General features: G+C 65.7%; 14 protein-coding genes. 7 read left to right on the forward strand and 7 right to left on the reverse strand.

The annotated features are described in order from the left end of the window. Nucleotides 1-222 precede the first annotated feature (222 nt). Nucleotides 223-300 (forward strand): hypothetical protein, encoded by a 78-nt coding sequence (locus Mal64_RS20120; protein WP_231993625.1) that lies wholly within the window; start codon nucleotides 223-225, stop codon nucleotides 298-300. 39 nt (nucleotides 301-339) lie between these two features. After that, nucleotides 340-537, forward strand: coding sequence for a hypothetical protein (locus tag Mal64_RS20125; protein ID WP_231993583.1), 198 nt, complete (start codon nucleotides 340-342; stop codon nucleotides 535-537). A 56-nt stretch (nucleotides 538-593) separates the two neighbouring features. Here Mal64_RS20125 and Mal64_RS04840 read toward each other — a convergent pair whose 3' ends face one another. From Mal64_RS04840 to Mal64_RS19675, 4 genes are all read right to left on the reverse strand, one after another. Beyond that, nucleotides 594-1,469 (reverse strand): hypothetical protein, encoded by an 876-nt coding sequence (locus Mal64_RS04840; RefSeq protein WP_146397588.1) that lies wholly within the window; start codon nucleotides 1,467-1,469, stop codon nucleotides 594-596. Between the two features lie 430 nt (nucleotides 1,470-1,899). Beyond that, complete coding sequence (gene acpS, locus Mal64_RS04845) at nucleotides 1,900-2,286, reverse strand: holo-ACP synthase (RefSeq protein WP_146397590.1); 387 nt, start codon at nucleotides 2,284-2,286, stop codon at nucleotides 1,900-1,902. Nucleotides 2,287-2,382: 96 nt separating this feature from the next. After that, nucleotides 2,383-3,576, reverse strand: coding sequence for a trans-sulfuration enzyme family protein (locus Mal64_RS04850; protein ID WP_146398744.1), 1,194 nt, complete (start codon nucleotides 3,574-3,576; stop codon nucleotides 2,383-2,385). A 459-nt stretch (nucleotides 3,577-4,035) separates the two neighbouring features. Further along, nucleotides 4,036-5,259, reverse strand: a complete 1,224-nt coding sequence (locus Mal64_RS19675) for a hypothetical protein (RefSeq protein ID WP_197525459.1) — start codon at nucleotides 5,257-5,259, stop codon at nucleotides 4,036-4,038. 701 nt (nucleotides 5,260-5,960) lie between these two features. Here Mal64_RS19675 and Mal64_RS04860 point away from each other — a divergent pair. After that, entirely contained in the window at nucleotides 5,961-8,930 is a 2,970-nt protein-coding gene (locus Mal64_RS04860) for a secretin N-terminal domain-containing protein (RefSeq protein ID WP_146397592.1), read from the forward strand. 86 nt (nucleotides 8,931-9,016) lie between these two features. Here the strand turns inward: Mal64_RS04860 and Mal64_RS04865 are convergent, their stop codons facing one another. Beyond that, nucleotides 9,017-10,018: a hypothetical protein gene (locus Mal64_RS04865; protein ID WP_146398746.1), complete on the reverse strand. Its 1,002-nt coding sequence runs from the start codon at nucleotides 10,016-10,018 to the stop codon at nucleotides 9,017-9,019. A gap of 200 nt (nucleotides 10,019-10,218) precedes the next feature. On the opposite strand from Mal64_RS04865, the gene Mal64_RS04870 reads away from it, so the two are divergent. The 3 genes from Mal64_RS04870 (at nucleotide 10,219) to Mal64_RS04880 (ending at nucleotide 16,346) form a co-directional block, all read left to right on the forward strand. Then, a complete protein-coding gene (locus tag Mal64_RS04870; RefSeq protein WP_146397594.1) occupies nucleotides 10,219-11,424 on the forward strand; it encodes a CinA family nicotinamide mononucleotide deamidase-related protein in 1,206 nt (401 codons plus the stop codon). 100 nt (nucleotides 11,425-11,524) lie between these two features. Further along, nucleotides 11,525-13,540: an NAD(+) synthase gene (nadE, locus tag Mal64_RS04875; protein WP_146397596.1), complete on the forward strand. Its 2,016-nt coding sequence runs from the start codon at nucleotides 11,525-11,527 to the stop codon at nucleotides 13,538-13,540. A 496-nt stretch (nucleotides 13,541-14,036) separates the two neighbouring features. Continuing rightward, nucleotides 14,037-16,346: a TonB-dependent receptor plug domain-containing protein gene (locus Mal64_RS04880; RefSeq protein WP_197525460.1), complete on the forward strand. Its 2,310-nt coding sequence runs from the start codon at nucleotides 14,037-14,039 to the stop codon at nucleotides 16,344-16,346. Between the two features lie 304 nt (nucleotides 16,347-16,650). On the opposite strand, the gene topA is transcribed toward Mal64_RS04880, so the two are convergent. Beyond that, on the reverse strand, nucleotides 16,651-19,365 hold the full coding sequence (topA, locus tag Mal64_RS04885) for a type I DNA topoisomerase (protein WP_146397600.1): 2,715 nt from the start codon (nucleotides 19,363-19,365) through the stop codon (nucleotides 16,651-16,653). Nucleotides 19,366-19,911: 546 nt separating this feature from the next. Between topA and Mal64_RS04890 the strand changes: the two genes are divergently transcribed. Beyond that, nucleotides 19,912-22,350 (forward strand): hypothetical protein, encoded by a 2,439-nt coding sequence (locus Mal64_RS04890; protein ID WP_146397602.1) that lies wholly within the window; start codon nucleotides 19,912-19,914, stop codon nucleotides 22,348-22,350. 147 nt (nucleotides 22,351-22,497) lie between these two features. Here the strand turns inward: Mal64_RS04890 and glgB are convergent, their stop codons facing one another. Further along, a complete protein-coding gene (gene glgB, locus Mal64_RS04895) occupies nucleotides 22,498-24,732 on the reverse strand; it encodes a 1,4-alpha-glucan branching protein GlgB (protein ID WP_146397605.1) in 2,235 nt (744 codons plus the stop codon).

The following is a 24,732-nucleotide window of genomic DNA, read 5'->3' on the forward strand; positions in this document are numbered from 1 at the left end:
TACGCGCTTATCCACACCGTTTCGAGGGCTCGGCAGACTCGTCCGCCGGGGTTCGGACCGCACAGAGGGCGGTCCCTACAGGGCGCCCACCGGGCCTCAGTCGTCCACTTCCGCCACGGCGGTCGCCGTGGCGTGGCTGCGGCAGTGGCTGATCGACAGGTGGATGCGGCTGGCTCCGGAGCGGTCGAAGATGTCGCGCGCCGCGACTACGCCCACCTGGCGGTGGCGTTGTGCCGCGGCGTCGGCGTGCCGGCCCGCTACCTGGCGGACTACACGGTCAACCTGCAGCCGCCCGACTAACTCGGCGCCTTCGAGGCGTTCCTCGACGGCCACTGGTACTTGTTCGAGGCGAAGCACTTGGCTCCGGTGAAGGACTTCGTGCGCATCGGCACGGGCCGCGACGTGGCCAACGTGGCGTTTGCCATGCTAAACGTCGGCGCGGTGCTGCAAGCCAAGACGGTCTCGGCCGTGTGGCTCGACGGCGCGCCCGCCTCGCAAGACCCGCCGCCGGCCGAAGAGCCCGTGGCGACGGCGTGAGGCGGGGCGGTTTGCGAGAACGGTCGAGCTAGCCAAGACGGGTGCCGGATGCCTGCTCAACAGACGCGTTTTCGACATGCTCGGTTTCCGGCGCCGTCGAGTGCAGCCAGCGCAATGATTAAACTGATAGCGATCGCCTCGGGCTCCGGAACTGCAACAAAATCTCCCACTTCGGCATAGAACGTGAAAGAGTGATCTTCGAGGTCCCAAACCGTCATCCTTAAACGCCTTACGGCCTGCATGGCGTTCCAGCTGGCAAGGTCGTCAGGAATTATGGCGTGGTCAAAAACACGACCGCCAGTGAGCACCTCAAGCGGTACAACCGGTTCGTCGCCCGAGGGTTCTGCGATGGTGATCTGACTCAATTGCTCAGTTAATTGACGTTGCTGTTCGACACTCAGGCCCGCCGCTGGGCCCGGTTGAAAGTTCGTAAAGTCTTGAAGCTCAATTCGCCAGGAAGCTTTCTCGAACAAGGTCACATCGCCTGTGCTGGCGGATACAGGAGTCAATTCCCCACCAACGGTTAACTCATCATATACGCCGGGTTTCCATGGTACTCCAGGTCCGCAATCGCAGATTGAAATTGCGTCGTCTGCCGATGCGATTTGCAATCCCGGCCCGTCCTCTGGCGTATCGAGCACATGACCAGATATGGACATTGACGCGGTGTATGGTTGTTCGGTGCTGTAGTATAGAGCGCCCCCCAAACCTTCGGTCAAAGAGGGGGCATTTGAACCCATGTCACCTTCGATCGTGAATCGACCCAAGATGTGATCTCCAACCCCAAGTCCATATGGAATGGGCGTGTTAGAAGGACTCTTGGCCGAGGTGATTTCCGCCGAGAAGCTCAGCGTCAGCGTTTTGGCATGGGCCTCAGCATAAATTGAGGCAGCCACTGCCACGCCAACAACCCCGTGAAGCAGGTATCGCATATTGATCTGAGCTTGTATCGAGTTGGTTATTGCAGAATTCCGACGACAGTACTCAAGGCCGGAATCACGCGGCAATGTCACTTGGGTTCCCACGGTAAAGTTGTCCGTAAAACGCACTTTCGCTGGGTTCTGAAACCAGCTGGGCCCGAGATCCTGAAACCTTGCCGCCTCCCCCCCCCGTGACGACTTGACGCTTGTTTTCACGTCCACGGCGGGACGATTCTTTGATAAGGTACGTTTCAGTGGCGCAGCGTAGCGCCCTCCGTCAAGGGCGCGTTCCCCATTTCGTAGTAGTGCGACCCCGCCACCGAAGCCGAGTGATGACCCCCCAGGGGTCGCCCCGCACGACGACGGTTCCTGCCGCTCCCGGTTCGCCGGGAAACGTACTGACCGGAAAGGAGCCGACTGACCTTTGGGGAGGGGGAATCTGCTAGTCGTCCACTTCCGCCACGGCGGTCGCCGTGGCGTGGCTGCGGCAGTGGCTGATCGACAGGTGGATGCGGCTGGCGCCCGAGCGGTCGAAGATGTCGCGGGCCCCGCCGCGTAGCATGACCGATGGCGCCCCGCCCCGTTCGTTGCGCACCTCGACGTCGCGCCACGCGACGCCGCGCACGAATCCGGTGCCCAGCGCCTTCAAGACCGCTTCCTTGGCGGCCCAGCGGCCGGCGTAGTGCTGGGTGGCCGCCTTGCGCGAGGAGCAGTACTCGATCTCGTGCTCGGTGTAGACACGGGCGATAAACAGCTCGCCGTGCCGCTCGACCATCTGCGCGATCCGCAGACACTCGATGATGTCGGTCCCGATGCCGAGAATGGCCATGGTAGTTGCTAGGCGCTAGTTGCTAGGCGCTAGTTCGAAAGGGCAACTCCCAGTAACTAGCAACTAGCGCCTAGCAACTAGCGACTCTGAACTCCGTCACGCGTCGAGGGCCTGGGCCAGGTCGGCGATCAGGTCTTCGGTGTTCTCGATGCCACACGCCAGGCGGATCATGTTGTCGTCGATGCCAAAACGCTCGCGTTCCTCGGGCGTGCACTTGTAGTAGCTCATCACGAGCGGCTGCTCGATCAGCGTTTCAACGCCGCCGAGACTCGGCGCGATCCGGCAGATCTGGGTCGAGTCGACCACGTTGGCCGTCGCACGCCAGTCGGCGTCCTTGATCAGGAACGTGACCAGCCCGCCGTAGCCGCGCATCGTGCGCTTGGCCACCTCGTGGTCGCGGTGCGACTCGAGGCCGGGGTAGTAGACCTTCTCGACGCGCGGGTGCGACTCGAGGAACTGGGCCACGGCCAGGCCGTTGTCGTTGTGGCGCTGCATGCGGAGCTCGAACGTCTTCAGGCCACGGAGCAGCAGGTAGATGTTCTGCGGGCCGTTGACGGCGCCCATAATGCCACGCAGGTTGCGGACGCTCTCGAGTTGGGAATTGGAGCCGGCGACGACTCCTGCCAGCAGGTCGTTGTGGCCGCCGAGGTACTTGGTGGCCGAGTGCAGCACATAATCGACCCCCGCCTCGATCGGCCGCAGGTTGTAGGGCGTGGCGAGGGTCGCGTCGATGAGGGTCTCGACCTCGTTGCGGCGTCCGACCTCGACGAACCGCTCCAGGTCGATGCAGCTCTGGTGCGGGTTGGTGGGCGACTCGCTGATGAGCATCCGCGTGGCAGGCGTGATGGCCGCCTCCATCGCGGCGTAGTCGCCCGTCTTGACCTGCAGGGTCTTCACGCCGAAACGCGAGAGGTGCTTGTTGCAGAACTCGCGGCTGCGGTGATAACACTCGTCGAAGAAGATCACCTCGTCACCGGCCGACAGCTTGGCCGTGAGCAGCCCGACGAACGCCGCCATGCCGCTGGAGTAGAGCACCGACGTCTCGGCCCCTTCGAGAGCGGCGAGCTTGCGCTCGGCGACGCGCTCGCCCGGGTTGCCGTAGCGGCCGTACTCCTCGCGTTGCTCGTCGTTCTCGATAAAGTCGATGATCGACTTCGTGTCTTCGAAGGTGTAAGTCGATGCGCAGAAGATGGCGTCGGTGATCGCGTCGCCGACCTTCTGCCGGGCCTCGCCGCCGTGCACGGCGACCGTGGAGGGGCCCGGCGAGGGGGTCAGCCCGGCCGCCGGCATGCCGGCGGCGAGGGGATCAGCGGCCGATTGGTTGCGAGCGGGTTTTGTCACGTTCGTTTCGGTCGTGGCCATGGGGCTTTCGATCGCGGCGGCCAAGCTCGGTGCGAGCGGGGCTGCCTCGGGGGAAAGGACGGCGTAGGCCGGGCACAAAAAAACCGCCTACGCAGACCTGTGTTGCGTGGCGGACGAACCGAATACGTGCTGAAGAATACAATGCCGGCCGCGGCCCATGGGTGTGGGCGGCGGCAGGCGTTGGCTCTTTAGCAGTTTCGGCTGCAAGCGGCCACAAATCACCGGTGTTTATACCACTCTAACGAGCCGCACGCGCCGAGGCAATGGCCCCGATGCGGCGTCGGGGCCATTTCGTCCAGGTGAGGCATGAAACTGGTGAGGCATGAAAAAGGGGCGCCCGGCATGCGGGCGCCCCCATCGATTTGCCGAATTGTCTTGAGCAAAGGATCAGGAGTTCTGTCCCTGGTTGCCCGATTGCTCAGTGCCGCCGCCCTGCGGCTTGCTGTCGCCCGATTTTCTCGCCTGACGCTTGACCGACACTTGCTTGCCGTCTTGTGTCAGCGACTCGGCCATCACCAGCATCCGGTCGTTGGCCTTCACAGGCACGCCACGGACCGTCAGCTTGGCGTCCTCACTCAGGTCCAGCTCCGCTAGGCGGCTTGCTTGGCCGGCGTCGACAAGAATTTTCTTGTCGTCGCTGCTTGTCATGACAAGCAACCTGTGCTTCTCGCCACGCACTTGAACGTCGCGCGTGTCGGTCACGGCGCCCTCGATCGGCTTGGGCTGGCGGTCGACCTGGTGCTTGATGTCGCCTTGCTTCGCCTGCTGGGCCAGAATCACCCGCTTGTCCTTGACCTTGGTCACCGGGCCGGTGGCCGTCAACAGGCTGCCCTTCTTGAGATTGAAGTCCGGTAGGTCCGACTTCGGACCGAGGTCAACCACCGCCGTCTGGTCCTGGTTCTGCATGCCACGCACCATCACCACCGTGTGTTCCGTGCCGCGAACCTTCACGGTTTTTTGCTTGTCGATCGAGCCCGAGACGCGGAAGGCCTTGGACGACCGCTGCGATTGCTGGTTACTCGCCTGCTGGCCCGAATTCTGCTGACTCGGATCCCGCTGCGAGGCTAGCGAACCGGCTTCGTCGTCCACCCATTCGTTGTTGAACGAGTAGTACTCAATGTCTTCGTAGAAGCCGTCGTTGTCCCAGTCGTAGTAAGAGGTGTAGGCGTCGAAAAAGCCGTCGTTGTCGTAGTCGTGGTAGTTGTGGGAATACTCGTACGTTTCGATCGTGTCGTCGTAGGCGTCCCATCCGTCGTAGTAGGTGTAGCCGGGGTCGTACGAATCATAGAACCACGAGTCGTCGCTGGCGGTCGAATCGTAGCCGTAGTACGTGTCGTTGTCCGTGTCGTACTCAAGCGACGTCCGATCGTTGTTGCCATAGATCTCGTCGTCCCACACCCCCCAACGTTCGTCTGTGGGGTTGTAGTCGTTGCCGTCGAACATCTCGGTCACGTCGTACCAAGCGTCGTCCTCATAGTAGGGGGAGGACTGCTCCCAATCGGTCGTGGTGGCGGCGAAGGTCGGAGCAGCTACCAAGATCGCGGCGGAGCCTGCGAGCCAGCGGAACTTCGCCCCGAGCCTCGATACGGTCAATCCAAAATGGCTAAGCATGATTTCTCCTGTGTGTTTGAGTGAACGGACTCGATATTCGATGACAGACGCATCGAGTGCTTCTGCGTCTTCAGCCGAGGAGAAGGGAGGTGAGGTGATAGCACTCCGTCTTCTCACCCGCCGCCTCAAGGGAGGGGGCTTGCCTCAAGGCAGGGGTTCTTAAAAGCAAGCTCCATGCCAACTCCCGTGAACCCCACGTTCCTGACACGAGGGATGACTCGCACGGCCCCAGAGCGTTTACTGATGCGCCGCGTATTGGCCGGTCTATCCAATGGAAAAGAGGGCCCCCCAGGCACGCCTAGGCGAGGAGTGGCCGATCAAGCGGGCTAGCCTCGTCCAAAACCGGTAGCCGATCTCAAGGCGCCGGTCTCTTGCCCGTTGCGGTGGTGTGTCCGCCAAAGTGGTAAGAAAACCGGCGGGGCAGGCAACCACCCTGCTTGAGATTCCCAAAACAGGCTCCCCCCGAGCCAAAAACCCCAAATCCGGGGCCCCATGGGCATTTGGTCGCAGGGGGACAGATTCGGCGGCGATCTTCAGAACCCCATGCCACGGCTGGGGTTATTAATTGTGGAGCGTGACGCCCGGACCAATTAGGATGGACTTTCCCGCCCGCTACGCCCGCCTGTGGTTTTCCAGCTCTCCCCCGCCTCGCCCCGCAAGGGTATAGGCCAAGATCGGTCTCCCGAACGCGAACGCCCCGCATGTGGCAGAAGCTCTATCACCATTCGCCCACACGCTTCCTCCCCCTGGCGGCGTTGGTAGCCGCGTTATTGGCTTTTTCGGCGTCTGCGCGCGCTCAGGAGCCCGATCTGCTGGGTGTGCTCGCCCTCGCCTTAGAGAGTGAGACGGCCGACGAGCTGGGGCTCAGCCAACAGCAGCGCGACCAGCTGTGGGAAGTAGCCGACGAGCGCGAGCTCGCCGGGCTCTCGCTGGCGATGAGCGTGCGAGACCTGCCGCGTGACGAGCAGCTCGCCCGGCTGGCGCCTTACCGGCGTGAGTCGGAGGAAGAAGCCTTGCGGCTCCTCACGCCCACGCAACGCGAAGCGCTCGAAGAGCTGCGCGCCTCGCAAGACAACCCGGCCTACTCGCGCGGCGAAACGCCGGCCTACGACGAACCGCTCGCCGATGAGCGTTCCGATGACCGCCCCCAACGCGGCCGCTCGGATGATCGGCGGGGTGCGGGTGATCGTCCGCAGCGTGAAGGCGCCGACCGTCGGGGTCCGCCCCGGGGGCCGTCACGCGGGCCCGCGCTCGACGGCAAGATCACGTTCAACTTCCACAACCAGCCGTGGCGCGACGTGCTGGAGTGGTTCGCCGAGCGAGCCGATCTGTCGCTCATTCTCGACAGCTCGCCTCCCGGCGCATTCAACTACCGCGACACCCGTGAGTACGAGATCGGCGAGGCGCTCGACGTCATCAACGGCGTCTTGCAGACCAAGGGCTACACGCTGCTGCGCAAGGACCGCATGTTGTTGCTGGTGAATCTCGAAGACGAGATCCCGCCGAACCTCGTCACCGACGTGCCCCTCTCGCAACTGGGCGAGCGGGGCGAGTACGAGCTCGTGCGGGTGCTGTTCCGCGTGCGTGGCCTCGACCCCGAGACCGCCGCCGCCGAGCTCCGCCAGCTGGTCGGCCCGCAGGGCAAGGTGCTCGTGCTCGCCGGGGCCGGCATGATCCAGGTGACCGAGACCGCCGGCCGCATCCGCACGATCCGCGGCGTGATCGAGGCGATCGACGCCGGCTCGGCCGTCGACTTCGACGCGGCCGACTTCGAGCCGAGCCTGCGGGTCTACACCGCCGTGGGGGTCGACTCGGAAACGGCGCTCAAGGTCTTGCAGACGATCCTCGCCGGCAACGACCAGACCCGCCTCGCGGTCGACCCCGCCACCGGCAACCTCGTGGCCTTCGCCACGGCCGACGACCATCAGACGATCCGCGCCACGCTCGACGAGATGCGTCAAGAAACGCGCCGCATCGACGTCATACCGCTCTCGGGCGTCGACCCCCAGACCGCGGTGCTGGCGATCAACAAGATGTACTCGCGTCCCGGCGAGAGCGAGCCCGACCCGTCGGCGCCGCTCGTCGACGCCGACCTCACCACCCGCACGCTGCTGGTGCGAGCGAGCCCGGCGCAGCTCGAGCAGATCCAAACCTTGCTCGACAAACTCGGCGCGTCGCGCGGCTCGCGGGGCGGCATCGGGCTGGGGGGTGACGGCAACGTGCGCATCTTGCCGCTGAGCCCCAGCGCCGCAAGCGGCGCACTGGAGCAGATCGAGGGCGTGTGGGGCACGCTCCGAGCGAATCCGCTGCGGATGGTGAACCCCACCAAGCGCATCCCCAGCTACACGCCGAGCCAAGCGACCGAGCCGGCCGATGAGCGCACGGCCGAACCCGACGCTGACGACCCCAGCGCTGGCGAACCCGGCGCTGGCGAACCACCCGCCCGCGGCGCCAGCCGCCGCCAAACGCCTCCGCCCAAGACCGACGAACGGCGCGACCGCCTGACCGGAGGCCGGAGCCGCGTTCCTGCGCGGTTTGTCGCCGAGGCGCTCGGCTCAGACCAATCAACACCCGGCGATGGCCCGGCGCCGATCTTCATCAGCCCGGGCGGCGGCGGATTGATCATCGCCTCGGAAGACATCGAGGCGCTCGACGATTTCGAGCGGCTGCTGGCGAGCTCCACGGCCGGCACGCTCACCTCCACCCGGCAGTACGCGGTCTTCTACCTCAAGTACGCCTCGGCGCCGGTCGCGGCGCAGATCTTGGCCAACGTCTTCGGCGCCTCTTCCTCCGGCGGGGGTGGGCTGATGAGTGACCTGGCCGGCGCCGCGTTGGGCGGCTCGGGCGGCGGGTTGGTGGGCGGCTTGCTCGGCATGGGGGGCGAGGGGGGCTCGAGCGGCTCTTTCTCTTCGGCCTCGGTCGACATCGTGCCCGACTTGCGGCTCAACGCCCTCATCGTGCGGGCCCGCCAAGACGACCTCGACACGATCGAGCAGTTGCTGCAAGTGATCGATCAGAAGCGTGGGCCCGCGCAGGTTGAGGCGGGCGGCAAGACGCGGCTGATCCCGGTCTACAACACGCAGGCCAAGGAAATCATCGAGGTCGTCAAGCAGGTGTTTGGCGATCGGATGCAATCGAGCGGCGGCGGTGGGGGCGGCGAGCCGAACCCCGAGGAGATCTTCCGCATGCTCCGCGGCGGCGGCGACAGCGAGGGCCCCGCCGGCGAGCCGGACAAGATGTCGCTCGGCGTCGACGATCGCAGCAACTCGATCGTGATCCGCGCGTCGGACGCCCTCTACGAAGAGGTCGAAGCGTTGGTCCGCCGGCTCGACGAGGAGGGCATCGGCGTGCCGCAGTCGACCCGCGTGGTCACCGTGCGCGGCGCCAATCCCCAGCTCGTCAAAGAGGCCCTCGCCACGCTGCTAGGCTCGCAGCCCGAGACCGCGTCGGCCTCGGAGTCGGCCACTCCCAACGGTGGCGGCAACGCCAACGGCCAGGACCGCGCCCAGCAACAACGCCGGAGCGAGTTCTTACGCCAGATGCAAAGGCAGATCCAACGCAATCAAGGGGGCGCCGGCAGAGGGGGTGACCGCGGTCGCGGCGGTGGGGGTCGCGGCGGTCGAGGAGGCCAAGGCGGCGGTGGTCGCGGCGGCGGCCCACGGGGCGGCTGAGACACCGGGCGAGCCGCACGCTCACGGCCACTGACCACAACGGTAAACCCCAGCAGCGACGCTCCCCAGGCGGGAGCCTGCAGAATCTACCGCCGGGACGAATCGCTCGCCACTTCGGCCGCATCGATCACGCCGTCGCTGTTCTTGTCGTACGCGTAGAAGCGGTCGACCTCGCGGTCGCTCCACGAGCGGGCGTACTCGTGCATCGCCACTTGGCCATCGCCGTCGCGGTCCTTCTGGGTGAACCACGCCGGGGCGCCCTGCGGCAGCCTCTCGGCGGGGGACAAGAAGCGGTACGACCTCGAGGCTGTCGAAGCCTGGGAGTCAGAGCGGTTGCCGCCCCTGTCGGCTTGCTCGTCCGATCCCCGACGGCGTGAGAACCGGCCACGCTCTCTCTCGTTGCCACGGCCATCGTCGCCACGATCCTGGTTGCGATCTTGGTCCCGCGCAGCGGCAGGACGCGCGTTGTTCGTCGTGGTGGGCTCTTCGCCGAAAGCGGCCACCGTCGGCGGCCCCTCGGGTGGCGCAAAAGCCATCGGCTCGGCGCCCTCGCGCCACTCTTGCACGGCAGCCCGCGCCTCGTCACGCTCGGCTTCGCGTCGCTCACGCTCGGCGGACATGGCCGCCTCGAGTTTGGCGATCGGCCAAGGCTGGCCCGGCTTCAAGCCCGCGGAGAGGGCCGCCCCCTCGACCATGCGTTGCATGCGTCCCTGCACCTCGTCGGGGCTGAGATTGCCATCGCCGTTTTTGTCGAACCTGGAGAGGAACCCGCCCCCGGGCCCGCCGCGTCCCCCACGACCTTCGCGATCGCCGCCACGGCCGCGGCCGCCACGCTCGCCGCCGTTGTCGCCGCCGCGTCTGCGTCGCTCGCCACGGTCGGCGTCGTCACCGCCGCCCGGCGGCCCTCCCCAGGACGGCCGTCCGCCGCGACCCCTGGGTCCGCGTGGGCCGTCGTCCTGCTGGCTCTGCTCGCCGTCGCCCCCGCCACGCGGACCGCCGCGGCCGGGCGGCTGGGCGTCGACCGGAGCCGCCACAAAAGCCGCCAGCACCAGCAGGCCGAGCAGTCGGTAGAGGGAGAATTTCTTCATATCTGAGGACTCGCACACGATTTGTTTTCCGGGTCACCTCCTTATCATACCCCGAACGGTCCCGCAGGGGCCGCTGGAGAATCGCTCTTCGCTTTTGGGCAACCGACGAAACACTCCCCCGGCCCCCCCTGCCTGGGGAGCTGTCGATCCGAGAAGATCGTGGTTCCACGACGTCCGCTCCCCCACCCCCGCAGCAAGCTATGCCGCTCCGCGCTGAAATCATCGCCATCGGCGACGAACTGACCTCCGGCCAACGGCTCGACACGAACACCCAATGGCTGAGCGAGCGGCTCGGCGAGTTGGGCGTCGAGGTGGCGTTCCACACCACCGTGGGCGACAGCCTCGAAGACCACGTGGCGATCCTGCGCGCCGCTTTCGAGCGGGCGGACGTGGTCGTGACGACGGGCGGGCTGGGCCCCACGGCCGACGACCTCACGCGCGACGCCCTGGCGAAGGCCGTGGGCGCCGCGCTTGTCGAGGACCCGGTCGCGCTGGCGCACATCGAACGGATGTTCGCTTCGCGCGGCCGCACGATGCCCGCGAACAACCGGCTGCAGGCCCTCTTCCCTCACGGCTCGCGGCAGATCCCCAACGCCCACGGCACGGCGCCGGGAATCGACATGGCGGTTCGCTCGGCCGACGGCAACAAGTCGCGTGTGTTCTGCCTGCCGGGCGTGCCGGCCGAGATGCACGAGATGTGGTCCGCCACGGTGCGGGGCGCCGTCGCCGCGATGGCGCCCGAGGCGCGGGTGCTCGTGACCCGAAAACTCAAATGCTTCGGCGTGGGCGAGAGCCGGCTCGAAGAGATGCTGCCCGACCTCATCCGCCGCGGCCGCGAGCCGCGTGTCGGCGTCACCGCCAGCGGCGCCACGCTCACGCTGCGCGTCACGGCCGGGGGCCCCGACGAGGCGGCCTGCCTGGCGGTGATCGAACCCACCCTCGACGTGATCCACCAGTCGCTCGGTATGCTGGTCTTCGGCGCGGAGGACGACGAGTTGCAGCACGCCGTGGTGCGGCTCCTGGGAGAGCGCGGCGAGACGATCGTGTCGGTCGAGGCGGCCACCTCGGGGCTGCTGTCGCACTGGCTCGCCGAGGCGGACGAGGCGGGCGCCGTCTACCGCAGTGGCGAGTTCCTCCCCACCCACGGCGACTGCACGACGGAGGAATGGGCCCTCAACGCCGCCGAAGCGAAACGCGTCGCGATGGGCGTCGACTACGCCCTGGCGATCGGCTCGCCCAACGCGGCCGACGACCCGACCGTGCCGGTCGCCATGGCCAGCGCCGCGGGCGGCAAGGCCAGGAGCGTCAGCACGCTCGGCCAACCGGCGATCCTCAAAGCGCGTCTCGCCAAAACGGCCCTGAACCTGCTCCGCCTCCGGCTGCTCGGTTCGAGCGAGTTAGAATAGAGATAAGCGATGACGAAGCACGTGTTATCCCGTCACTCGTCATTGCACTACAACGCCTTCGAGCGACCCGACCATTCATCCCTTCCCGCCTTCACTCCGCATGAACTTACTCCGTCTCGCCGCCGCTTCGCTCAACCAGACACCGCTCGACTGGGCAGGCAACCGCCAGCGCATCGTGCAGGCGATCGAGGAGGCGCGGAGAAAGGGCGCCGGTTTGTTGGTGCTTCCTGAATTGGCCGTGACGGGCTACGGCTGCGAAGACTGGCACTTCTCGGCCGCGGTGCAGCGCGGGGCGCTCGACTCGCTGGTGGAGTTGCTGCCCGCCACGCACGGCATGGCGGTCTGCGTCGGGCTGCCGCTGTTCGTGGACGAGCGGCTCTACAACGGCGCGGCGATGATCGCCGACGGGCGGTTGCTCGGAATAACCTGCAAGCAGCACCTGGCGACCGACGGCCTGCACTACGAGCCGCGTTGGTTCCGCCCCTGGCCCGCCGGCGCCGTGGGCGCCATCAACGTGGGTGGGGGCGAAACGCCGGTGGGGGATCTGCTCTACGATCTGGACGGCGTGCGGGTCGGCGTCGAGGTTTGCCGCGACGCATGGGTCGCCGACCGGCCCGGTCGCCGGCTCGCCCAGCGCGGCGCCGACGTGATCCTCAACCCCAGCGCGAGCCACTTCTCGTTCGGCAAGCAAGACGTCCGCCGCCGCTTCGTGATTGAGGGCTCCCGGACTTTCGGCGTCGCCTACGCCTACTGCAATTTGTTGGGCAACGAGTCGGGTCAGTCGATCTTCGACGGCGGGACGCTGATCGCCTCGCAGGGCAACATGGTCGCCGCCGGGCGGCGGCTGCGCTACGACGACTTCACACTCAGCTCGGCGGCGGTCGACATCGATCAATGCCGCCGGCTCAAATCGCAGGCGTTCGAGGCGGGCCCTCGCCCCGCCGACGCGGGGGGCGCCACGATCGTCTGCGACTTCTCGCCTCGCACGAGCGAGGACGACTCCCCCAGCCCGCCGCTCGCCGCGCCGCACGCCCCCGAAGACCCGTGGGAAGGATCGGCGGACCTGAAGCACGAGGAGTTCGCCCGCGCCGTGCCGCTCGCCCTGTTCGACTACCTGCGCAAAAGCCGCACGCGCGGCTTCGTCGTGTCGCTCAGCGGCGGGGCCGATTCGGCCGCCGTGGCGCTATTGGTCTCGCTGATGGCGCGCGAGGGACTGGGGCAATTGGGCGCCGAGGGACTCGCCAAGCGGCTGCCTGCCGTGCCGGGGCTTGAGGGGGTCACCGATCCGCAGGAGTTGATCCACCGGCTGCTGGCGTGCGTCTATCAGTCGACACGCAACTCGAGCGAAACCACACGACGCGCGGCCGCGGGCCTGGCGCACGCCCTGGGCGCCGAGTTCCTCGCCTGGGACGTCGACCCCATGGTCGACCGCTACACCACGGCCGTCGGCGAGGCCCGCGGAGCACGCCCCGACTGGGAACACGACGACGCGGCCCTGCAAAACATCCAGGCCCGCGCCCGGGGCCCCGGGGCGTGGATGCTGGCCAACCTGCGCAGCGCGCTCTTGCTGGCGACCGGCAACCGCAGCGAGGCGGCCGTGGGTTACGCCACGATGGACGGCGACACCTGCGGCGGCTTGGCGCCGATCGGAGGTGTCGACAAGGCCTACCTCCGCGAGTGGCTCGACTGGATGGAGACCACCGGTCCGGACCTCACCTCAGGACGTTACGCCGTTGCCGAGCTGGCGGCGGTCAACGCTCAGGCGCCAACCGCCGAGCTGCGACCCGCCGACGCCGCGCAGACCGACGAGGGCGACCTGATGCCGTACCCGGTGCTCGACGCAATCGAACGCGCGGCGCTCGTCGAGCTGCGGCCGCCGCTCGACGCGTTGCGTCTCGTGGCGCCGCTGTTTCCCGAGGTGAGCAGGGAGCAGATGGCCGAGTGGGTCGAACGCTTCTTCCGGCTCTGGAACGCGAACCAGTGGAAACGCGAACGCCTCGCCGCCGCGTTCCATGTTGACGACCACAGCGTCGACCCGCGCGGCTGGGGTCGCTTCCCGATCCTCTCGAACGGCTTCGAGCAGGAGCTCGAAGAACTGCGTCGGATCGCCAAGTAATCGGCGCCGGCAGCCCTAGCGCGCACGAGGCCGTTTCTAAAACAGTCACGCGGGGTCGTGCGCGTCGCTTCCGACAAACACGACTTCCGGCATGTCCGTACCGGTGGATAGCGGTGTCCGTTCGGATTGCCGAAAGCAGTACCCGCTGTCGTCGTGTGCGTTGCGTCTGCTCATCTACTTAGTTCTGTCACGTCGCTCGCCGCCCTCACAATTCGCAGTACACGCATGATGGATATGCTCATTCAATGGCAGAGCTTCGTCGTCAAACATCAAGTCTTTAGGCGCCATTATGAAAACAACTAGCTAGAGTTCCCAGCTATCCAAGACGTGTCCCTACAATCGAAATTATACGTTCATCCGTAGCGTTAATTGCTGCACGATGACTGATCGCAAGACGATACGGTAAATACGATACAGCGCGGTTCTGGAGGAACGCGTATCTGCCGAAGCAGATCTATTCTGAGACCGAGTTCAGGGATGAAACGCCATGACGTCGATGCGTATTGATCGGTGGAATCAGTGCGTAGCGCGTCTGATCGGCGTCGCCCTGCTCATGGCTATGGCGAGCGCGGCGCCTGTCGGCGCGGCCGAAGACTTGCCCCCCATTCCCGGCGCCGCGGTGGCCACGGACTCCGTCGACGACTCGGAGCTCGATGAAGGCAGCGACGAAGACAGCGAAGAAGGCGACGACCTCGACAAGCTTCTCGACATGGACCTCGACCAGCTCAGCCAGGTCAAGGTGACGACGCAGGAGTTCTCGTCTGCCGCGCTCACCGAGGTCCGCACCGAGGAAGGGGGCCGCTCGGTCTCGCCGGCGGCGATCACGACGATCTCGCGTGAAGACATCTACCGCAGCGGCGCCCGCGGTCTCAACGAACTCTTGGAGATCTACGTGCCGAACTTCCAGTGGGTGCTGCACCATTGGGAGCAGAGCCACATCGGCCTGCGTGGCGTGATCAGCGACCGGGAGGATAAGTACCTCCTCTTGGTGAACGGCCGCATCATGAACGACAAGACCCACTACGGCGCCGCCAGCGAGCGCGAGCTGCCGCAATTGGGCGACATCCATCACATCGACGTGGTCCGCGGCCCCGGCTCGGCGATCTACGGCCCCGGCGCCGTCTCGATGGTGATCGCCATCTACACCGAGACGGCCGAGACCTTCACCGGCACGCGGTTCCACGCGCGGCAGGGCTTTATCGACGAGTACTCCACGCTGGAGCTGACGCACGCGTTCCAGTGGGACTGCGCCGAGGGGGGCATGCTGTTCTACGCCGGCGTCGGATCGCGCGATGGCGCCGACCAGGACTACGCCCCGCTGGTGTTCGGCACGAGCGACCCGGGCTGGCCGGGCGACGGCGACACTACGGTCGAGTACCAAGACTACATTGCTGAAACCAACGTCCAGAACGAGATCAACCATTACAACGAGGCGTTCGACAACCTGCTGCCGCTGAAGTTCTTCATCGACTACAAATACGAGGACCTCGAGATCTGGGCCCGCTACACCCGCGGCGGTGTGCAGTACGCGACCGCCCCCACGGCTGGCCTCTTTTCGCCGGCCGGCTATGGCAACTATGTCACCGAGTTACAGAACAGCACAGGCACGCAGCAGGCCACACTCCACTCGAAGTACGAGACCGAGATCCACGAGGACCTCAAGTTCATCGCCACGCTCGGTTTCGACCACTCCGAGTTCGCACGCACCCTGTTTGTCGGGCCCACCGAGTCGTACGCCGAAGAGGAGCTCAACGGCCGGGCGGTGTTTGTCAGCACCCTGGGCGACCATCAGATCGCCTACGGCGGCGAGATTTACTACGACTGGTTCGGCCTGGAGTCGCACCTGCTGCCCGTGCCGCCGACCAACGGGCGGCTGGGCGCCGACTTCACGCCGTGGAGCACGCAAACATACTCCGCGTTGTTCGAGGACCAGTGGCAGATCAACGACGAGTGGACCACCTTCATGGGCGGCCGCTGGGACAAGAACACCTACACCGGGTGGATGTACTCGCCCAAGGCGGCCGTCGTGTACACGCCCGACGACAAGACCGCCTGGAAGCTGCTCCTGAACCGCTCGCAGCGGATGAACTTCGCCGAGGAGCTGCGCGCCCAGTGGCTCAGCAACCGCACGGACGGACAGCCGGAGATTCTCAGGAGCTACGAACTGCGACTCGAACGCTCTCCGACCGAGTGCTTCAACCACGCGATGTCGATCTTCTACCTCGACCTCGACGCGATCGCCTGGAACGGCGTGACCAACAGCAGCACACTCACCGGCAACCAAACGCAGTACGGCATCGAGTACGAGACCTACTACAAGCACGGCTGCTGGACCCTCCAGGGCAGCCACTCGTTCTCGAAACTGATCAAGTTCACGCGGTTCGACCCGACCGTGACGCCGTTCATCACCGCGTCGCCCGACGGCTACGGCAACGACCTGAACAACTGGTCGAACCACATCACCAAGCTGTTCGTGCAGTGCCAGCTGACGCCGAAGCTCAGCAGCGACACCTCGCTCAGGTACTACTGGGGCTTCGCGGGCGCCAAGGACGTGCAGGACAGGGCGAACGCCGGAGGGGGCGCCTTCGGAGCGACTCGACCCGACTGGGACAGGCCCTACCTCGACAGCGTGTTCCTGAACCACGCCCTCAACTACCGAGTCGACCGCAACATCCGCTTGCGGCTCGAGGGCTACAACCTGCTGGGCATGTTCCAAAACACGCTCAACAAGCGGATCTACGGCGGCGAGGGGAGCTACCGTGTCGACCCGGCGGCCGTGGGCCTGTCGTGCGAGATGACGTACTGAGCGCGGCCGCTTGCGCGTGGTTGCTAGTTGGTAGTTGCTAGGCGTTAGTTAAAGCGGCTGCCGTAACAACTAGCGCCTAGCGACTACCAACTCGTCCCGGCTGGCACGGACAGCCGGCCTCGGGTGATCTCGCAATCTAGCAAAGACCTTTCGGCCGATTGTCCGTGTGCGAATCACAGGAGGCGACAGCGGTTCGAATGCCTCTTGTCGCTACCCGACCCCGCCAAATTGTCGAGCAAGCATCTAATGCAGGCCGGCCCCACACCGCGCCAATCTGTCGGGGCCACCCTTTATCGCGATGCGCTCATTCTTCTTTCGCCGTCGTGCGTTTCTTCGTCCCCTTGGCCGCCTTCTTCTTGGCGGTGGTCTTCTTTGCCGCCTTTTTCTTAGTGGTCTTCTTGGCGGCCTTCTTCTTGGTCGTCTTCTTCTTTTTCTTCGACCCTCCCGCCGCGGCGCGGGCCGCCAGCAGATTGAGCGCCTCGTTGAACGTCAGCTCGTCGGGCGCCTGCCCCTTGGGCAGCGACGCGTTTGTCTCGCCGTCGGTGACGTACGGCCCGTAGCGGCCGTCGAGCATCTGCACCTGCGTGTCGGTGACCGGCGACTTCTCCTCGAAGATCTTCAGCGGCGGCTTCGCCTGGCCGCGGCCGCGTTGTTGCTTGGGCTGGTTGAGCAACTCGATCGCCTGTTCGAGCGTCACGTCGAGCGGCGACACGTCGGCCGGCAGCGATCGGGTCTCCGTGCCGCACTTCACGTACGGCCCGTAGCGGCCGTTGTAGGCGGTGATCGTGTCCTCGAGCTTGGGGTGGACGCCCAGCTCGCGGGGGATCGAGAGCAGCTTGAGCGCCGTCTCGAAGGTGATGTCCTCGGGCGACATGCCCTTCAGGAGCGAGGCGTTCTTAGGCTTCTCGTCGTCGTCGGTCTCGCCGCGTTGGATGTACGGGCCGAAGCGGCCGACCTTCAGGTAGACCGGCTTGCCGGTCTCGGGGCACGTTCCTAGCGGCTCCTCGGCCTTGGCCGCTTGGGCCAGCAGGTCGAGGGCGTACTCGAGCTTCACCTCGTCCGGCGGCAGCTCTTCGGGGAGCGACGCGGTCTTCTCCCCCTTCTCGACGAACGGCGAGTAGCGGCCTACGCGGACGAACACGTCCTCGCCGTCTTCGGCCGTGCCGACGTGGATACGGCTGATCGAACGGGCGTCGATCTCGTCGACCTTGTTCTCGAGTTGCTTCTTGAGCCCCGGCTTGCCGTTGCCGAAGTAGAAGTTCTTGAGGTACTCGAGTTGCTGCTGCTCGCCGCGGCTGATCGCGTCGAGGTCGTCTTCCATCTGGGCGGTGAACTGGTAATCGACCAGGCCGGTGAGGTGATCCTCGAGCAGCTTCACGACGCTGAACGCCACCCAAGTGGGCACGAGCGCGCCGCCCTTCTTGAAGACGTAATTGCGGAGCAGGATCGTGTCGATGATCGAGGCGTACGTGCTCGGCCGGCCGATGCCGCGCTCTTCGAGCGCCTTAGTCAGGGCGGCCTCGCTGAACCGGCTCGGCGCCTGGGTCGTGTGGTCCTTGGCCAACAGGTCGAGGCAGCGGAGCTGCTCACCCACTTCGACCGAGGGCAACGACTTCTCTTGGTCGGCCAGCTCGGCCGAGGGGTCGTCGGAGCCCTCCACATAGGCCCGCAGGTAGCCGGGGAAGTCGATCGTCTTGCCGCTCACGGTGAAGACGCAGCCGCCCCCCTCGATGGTGACCACGATCCGCCGGCCGCGCGAGTCCTGCATCTGGCTGGCGATCGTGCGCTTCCAGATCAGGTCGAAGATCTTGAACTCGTCCGAGTTGAGTGAGCTCTGCAGCACGCCCGGCACGGCGAACGGGGTGCCGGCGGGGCGGACCGCCTCGTGAGCCTCTTGGGCGTTCTTTACCTTGCCGGTGTAGGTGCGCGCTTCGCTGGGGAGATAGTCGTCGCCGTACTCGCTCTTGACCAAGTTGCGCGCTTCCTCGACCGCCACTTTGGCCAGGTTGGTCGAGTCGGTACGCATGTAAGTGATGTGTCCGTTCTCGTAGAGCGCCTGGGCCACCTGCATCGTCCGCCGGGCGGTGAAGCCGAGTTTGCGGTTCGCCTCCTGTTGCAGCGTGCTCGTCGTGAACGGGGCGGACGGCTTGGTCGTGTACGGCTTCTCCTCGACGCTCGCGACACGGAACTCGCCCGAGGCGATGCGGTCGGCGAGCGCCTGAGCGGCCGGGCCGTCCATCAGCAAGAGGGCGTCGTTCTTCAGCTTGCCGGTGTGCTGGTCGAAGTCTTTGCCGCTGGGCAGCTTCTTGCCGTCGACCGAGACCAGTGTCGTCTCGAGACGCTGCTTCTCGTCGTCCGTTTTGCAGAACGTGCCGATCAGGTCCCACCAGGTGGCCGAGACGAACTTCATCCGCTCGCGTTCGCGGTCGACGATCATCCGCACGGCGACGCTCTGCACGCGACCGGCCGAGAGCTTGGGACGCACCTTTCGCCACAGCAGCGGCGACACCTCGTAGCCGTACAGCCGGTCCAAGATGCGGCGGGTCTCTTGCGCGCGGACCAGGCCGTCGTCGATGTCGCGCGGGTTGGCGATCGCCTCTTGGATCGCGTCTTTGGTGATCTCGTGGAACACGAGGCGGTGGACCGGCACCTTGGGCTTGAGCAGCTCGAGCAAGTGCCAGCTGATCGCTTCCCCTTCGCGGTCTTCGTCCGTCGCGAGGTAGAGCGCGTCGGCCTTCTTGAGCTGGTCTTTGAGCAGCTTGATCTGCTTGCTCTTGCCCGGCGAGGTGACGTAGATCGGCGTGAAGTTATCGTTGACGTTCACGCCGAGGTTCGACCACGGCTCCTTCTTGTACTTGGCGGGGATCTGCGCGGCGCCTTTCGGCAAGTCACGCACGTGGCCCACCGAGGCCTCGACCGTGAAGCCGGGGCCCAAGTACTTGCCGATGGTTTTCGCCTTTGCGGGGGATTCGACAATCACGAGTGAGTTGCCGCCGCCTGCCGCCTTCTTCTTCGCCATAGCCCGACCGGAGTTTGGTATGTCCGAGTGTAATGAAGAGATAAAGCCCTGGGCTCTTCTTCGCGCATCGTTCGCTCGGCGCCCGGGAGCGGCAAGCGGTTGGTTTCGCTACTATCAGCGCCTCGCCGTACTTTTCCGCAGTCTCTTCCCGAGGGGTGGCGTCGCACTAACCGTCCGGGTCGCCCGGTCTCGAACGGCCGCCTCAGGGCCGTTGCGACCGTTCTGACCCGCGGTTGGACTCCTCCCACAGGCTCTGCGGCGGTCGGCCGCAGGCAGCCCTGGGGAGCATGCCGCTTCCGTCCGCCCACGCCGTGAAGCGGCCCACCGAATCGCTTGGGCTGTCGTCGACACTGCCGACTGGGATTGCATTTACGTCGATCTGCAATAGAATCGGCGGCCTTCGCGTTCGCTCCGGCCTGCAAACATGGGGTCTTGCCGGAGGTAGTGTCAAGAGCCATCGCCCAAGGCGGTGGGGGCCGGCACGTGTCTCGTCTCCCCTTGCGATCACCACGCCCGCGGGCGTTTTCCTTACGATTTCCGACCGATATGGCCACTCCCTTTACCGTTTTCCGCAAGAACACCGGCCTGATGATGGCCATTTTGTGCGCCTTGCTGATGTTCTCGTTCGTCCTCGCCGACCCCCTGGCGCAGTACGCCGCAGGCGGCCGCGACGGCGCCGGCCCCGACCGCTCGCTCGAAGTGGTCGCCACCTGGGATGGGGGCAGGGTCACCGAGCGGCAGCTCTCGGAGCTGGTGATGCACCGCCGCATCTTAGCCTTGTTCCAGCAGCGGGTCCTCCAGATCGGCTACCAGAGCGCGCTCGCCGCGGGGGTCCAAGACCCCCGGCTCACGATCCGCCCGCTCGATCTGCCGGAAAGCAACGAGCAAGGCGTCGAACGCGACGTGGTCCAAACCAAGGTGTTCGCCGAACGGGCCGCCGAGGCGGGCATGGTGGTGAGCAACGAGATGATCGTTGATTACCTCCGCGCTTTGGGCTTCAGCCGCGTGAGCAACCAGCAGATGCGCGAAATCCTCTCGGGCATGAACTCTCGCTCGGGCCGCAAGGCGACGATCGAGTTCGTCTTCGACCTGCTGCGCGAGGCGATGCTCGCCAGAAACTACACCGCGAGCCATCAGTACCAGTTCGAGACCGTGCTCCCCGAGCAGCGGTGGACCGACTGGCTCAAGGTGAACAACCGCGTGGCGGTCGAGGCGGCGGGGCTCAAGGCCTCGGACTTCGTCGACCAGGTCGACGAACCGAGCGACTCGGAATTGGCGGCCTATTTCGAAGAGTATCGCGAACGGGTCCCCCAGCCCGATTTCCTGCGGGAGTATGGGGTCGAGTTGCCCTCCCCGACACCGGCGTTTTGCACACCCAAGAGGGTGACGCTGCAGTACGTGAAGGCGGACTTCAATCAATTCGCCGACCGCGTGTCCGACGGAATCACCGACGCTCAAATCGCCGCTTACTACGAGGAAAACAAAGAGAGCTTCGTCCGAGCCGATCTTGGACTCTTCGGCGAAGCGGGCCTGCTGGACGACACGGACGACGCCCCGAGCGACGCCACTGCCGAACAGGAACCGGGCGCTGACGAAGAGACCGTCGACGACGAAATCGCCTCGGAAGAGGAGCCCGCTACCGACTCCGCCACAGAGCAGGCGCCCGAAGAGGAGCAGGCAACTGAGCCGCAAACTACAGAGCCGCAGAGCGACACCGAAGGCGACACCGCCGACAGCGAGCTCCAGGAAGCAGCCGAGCAAAGCGACACGCCGGAGACGGAGCAGTCGGGCGCCGTGCGGCGGCGTTCGCCTTTCCGCCTGGTCGCCGCTCAGCTGGAGGACGACGCTGCGCCGAGCGCCGACTCGCCAGCCGGTTCTGACGGAGACAGCGCGGGTGACAACAACGCCACCGATGAGAGCGACACAGACGAAGACGAAGCCGGCAGCGAATCGGCCTCCGAAGAGCAAGAAGAAGCGAGCAACAGCTACCAATCGCTCGACGAAGTCCGCGACGAGATCCGCCGCCGGCTCGCCGAGGAACTGGCGATGCAGCGGATGGCCGAGGTGATTTCGGAACTCTACAACAAGCTCGACACGTCGTACAACGAGTACTTCAGCGCTCAGCTCGACGCTGAGGACGACGGCGTCGAGAAGCCCGAGCCGCCGGCGGAATTGGCCGACCTGACGGCTGTCGCCAAGGAGCACGGCCTGATCTACGAGACCACCACCCCTCTCTCTGTGCAAGAGCTTCGCGAAACCGAAGTCGGCCGCTCTGGCGACGCCGACCAGTCGGCGTCGCAGCCCACGCCGCTGTGGCTGGTGATGATGCACCCCGAATTTAACAAGGACATTTTCGAGCCGGTCTCGACGTACGACCTGGCAGGCAACCGTTACCTCGTGATGAAGATCGAAGAGACCGAGCGTTCGGTTCCCGAGCTCGAGGACGTGCGCGACGAGGTCGTTCGCGCCTGGAAGCTCGACAAGGCGGCCGACCTGGCTCTCGCCAAGGCCGAAGAGCTGGCCAAAGAGGCGCAGGACTCGGGCAAGCCGCTCGCCAACTTCTTCGCCGACTCGGCGGAAGCCCCGGCGGGCGTCGAGGTGGTCGACACCGACCCGTTCAGCTTCCTGACGTTCGGCAACGTGTCGCAGACCACCGGCGAAGCGACACTCCGGCTGAGCACCCCCGAGCCGCTCGTGGCCGCCGGGCCGGACCTGCTGGAGAAGGTGTTCGACCTGGGCGAGGGCGAGATCGGCGCCGCGCTCAACCACGACCATTCGATCGCTTACGTGCTGCGAGTCTCGCAGCGGATGGAGCCGCTCGAGCAGATGCGTTCGTCGTTCCTCGTCGAGGGCGACCGCTGGTTCGGCCTGCCCGCGACGATCCGCAGTCGCTACCGCGAGGCCCGCATCGCCCTGCTGACCGACCTGCTGGAGAACTCCGGCCTGGAGTGGAACCGCGACCCGGACACGTTCGACGAAGGTTGAGCCGTGCAGCGCCAAATCGGTGCAGCGCTGAGCTGGTGCAACTGTGGGAGGCGTCTCCGACGCCGATAACGCGAGGCTAGCTTGAAACTGCTGGCATATCGTTATCGGCGCCTCCCACAATCAACCCGCTTTTATCGGGCCGGGCTCCTAACCCCTCTGCGGCTTGAAGACCACGGCGCCCAGCGGCGGGAGCGTGATCTCGATCGAGTACTCGCGTCCCTGGGCGGGGACCGGCTTGGCCTGCACGCCGCCGCCGTTGCCCACGTCGCTGCCGCCGAAGTAGCTCGAGTCGCTGTTCGAGATCTCCTCGAACCAGCAGCCCTCCGGCACGCCGATCTTGTAGCCCGCCCGCGGCACGGGGGTGAAATTGAAGACGCTCAGCAGGTAATCATCCGATTGCTTGCTGCGCCGCAGGTAGGCGAGCACGCTGTCTTCGTGGTTGTGGCAGTCGACCCACTCGAAGCCGGCCGGATCGAAATCGACCTCGTGCAGCGCGGGCTGCTCCTGCAGCATGTGGTTGAGGTGGGCCGTGTAGTTTTGTAGGCCCTGGTGGCTCTCCCACTCTAAGAGGTGCCACTGCAGCGACTCGTCGTGGTTCCACTCGGTCCACTGGCCGAACTCGCAGCCCATGAACGTGAGCTTCTTGCCCGGGTGGGTCCACATGTAGCCGTACAGCAGCCGCAGGTTGGCGAACTTCTGCCACGTGTCGCCCGGCATCTGGTCGAGCAGCGAGCCCTTGCCGTGCACCACCTCGTCGTGCGAGAAGGGCAGGCAGAAGTTCTCGGTGAAGGCGTAGATCAGAGAGAACGTCAGCTCGTCGTGGTGGTACTTGCGGTGGATCGGCTCGTGCCGCATGTAGCGGAGCGTGTCGTTCATCCAGCCCATGTTCCACTTGAGGCTAAACCCGAGCCCGCCCAGGTAGGTCGGCTTCGACACACCGCCCCAGGCCGTCGATTCCTCGGCCACGGTCAGCACGCCGGGGTGCTGGAGGTGGACCTCCTCGTTGAACTTCTTGAAGAAGTCGATCGCCTCGAGGTTCTCGCGGCCGCCGAAGCGGTTGGGGATCCAGTCGTCCCCCTCGCGGCTGTAGTCGAGGTAGAGCATCGAAGCCACGGCGTCGACCCGCAGGCCGTCGATGTGGTACTTGTCCAACCAGAACAGCGCGTTGCTGATCAGGAAGTTCTGCACCTCGGTGCGGCCGTAGTTGAAGATCAGCGTGCCCCAGTCGGGGTGCTCGCCCTGGCGTGGGTCGGCGTGCTCGTACAGGGCCGAGCCGTCGAACCGCCGCAGGCCGTGGTCGTCTTTCGGGAAGTGGGCCGGCACCCAGTCGATCAGAACGCCCAGGCCCGCCTGGTGCAGCTGATCGATGAAGAACATCAGGTCCTGGGGGCTTCCGTAGCGGCTCGTGGCGCCGAAGTAGCCAACCGTCTGGTAGCCCCAACTGCCGGTGAAGGGGTGCTCGCTCACCGGCATCAGCTCGACGTGCGTGTAGCCCATCCGCAGGCAGTACTCGATGACCATCGGCGTGAGCTCGCGGTAGCTGAGCCAACGGTCCGGGTCGGCCGGGTCGCGTTTCCAGCTGCCGAGGTGCATCTCGTAGATCGACATCGGCGCGTCGAGCGCGTTGCGGTCCTCGCGTTGGGCGGCCCAGTCCGAGTCGCCCCACTCGTACGAGTCGAGGTCCGTGACGATGTTCGCCGTCTTGGGCGGCACCTCGGCGGCGAAGCCGTACGGGTCGCACTTCTCCACAACACGGCCGCCGAGCTGCTTGACGGCGAACTTGTACAGCGTGCCGAGCTTCATGCCGGGGACGAACAACTCCCACACCCCGCTGGGGACGTGCTTCTTCATCGCGTGCGACTTCTGACTCCAAGAGTTGAAGTCGCCGATGACGCTCACCCCCTCCGCGTTCGGGGCCCAGACCGCGAAGTTCACGCCCTCCACGCCGTCCACCTCACGCAGGTGGGCGCCGAGCCGGTCGTAGCTCCGCCAGTGCGAGCCCTCGGCCAGCAGGTGCAGATCGTACTCGGTGAGCAGCGGGTCAAAGGCGTAGGGATCGTGGATCATCTTCTCTTTGCCTTGCTCGTCGGAGACGCGGAGCTGATAGGGACTGGGGAGCTTGGGTGACATGGGTTCCGCTTCATCATTAACCGGACAGATCGCCTCGTACAGGCCCGCCGGGTGGATCCGACGCATCGGTCGCGAGCGGCCCTCCGCAGGATCGACCACCCACACCCGCGACGAGCCCGGCAAGAACGCCCGCACCGCCAACGCCCGGCGCCCGTTGTCCACCACCTCGTGGGGGCCAAGGAGCTCGTAGGGGTTCTCGTGACGGCCCTCGACGACGGCGCCGATGGAATCGAGTAAGGCTTGGCTACGCAC

The sequence above is a fragment of the Pseudobythopirellula maris genome (assembly GCF_007859945.1).
Taxonomy (GTDB): Bacteria; Planctomycetota; Planctomycetia; order Pirellulales; family Lacipirellulaceae; genus Pseudobythopirellula; species Pseudobythopirellula maris.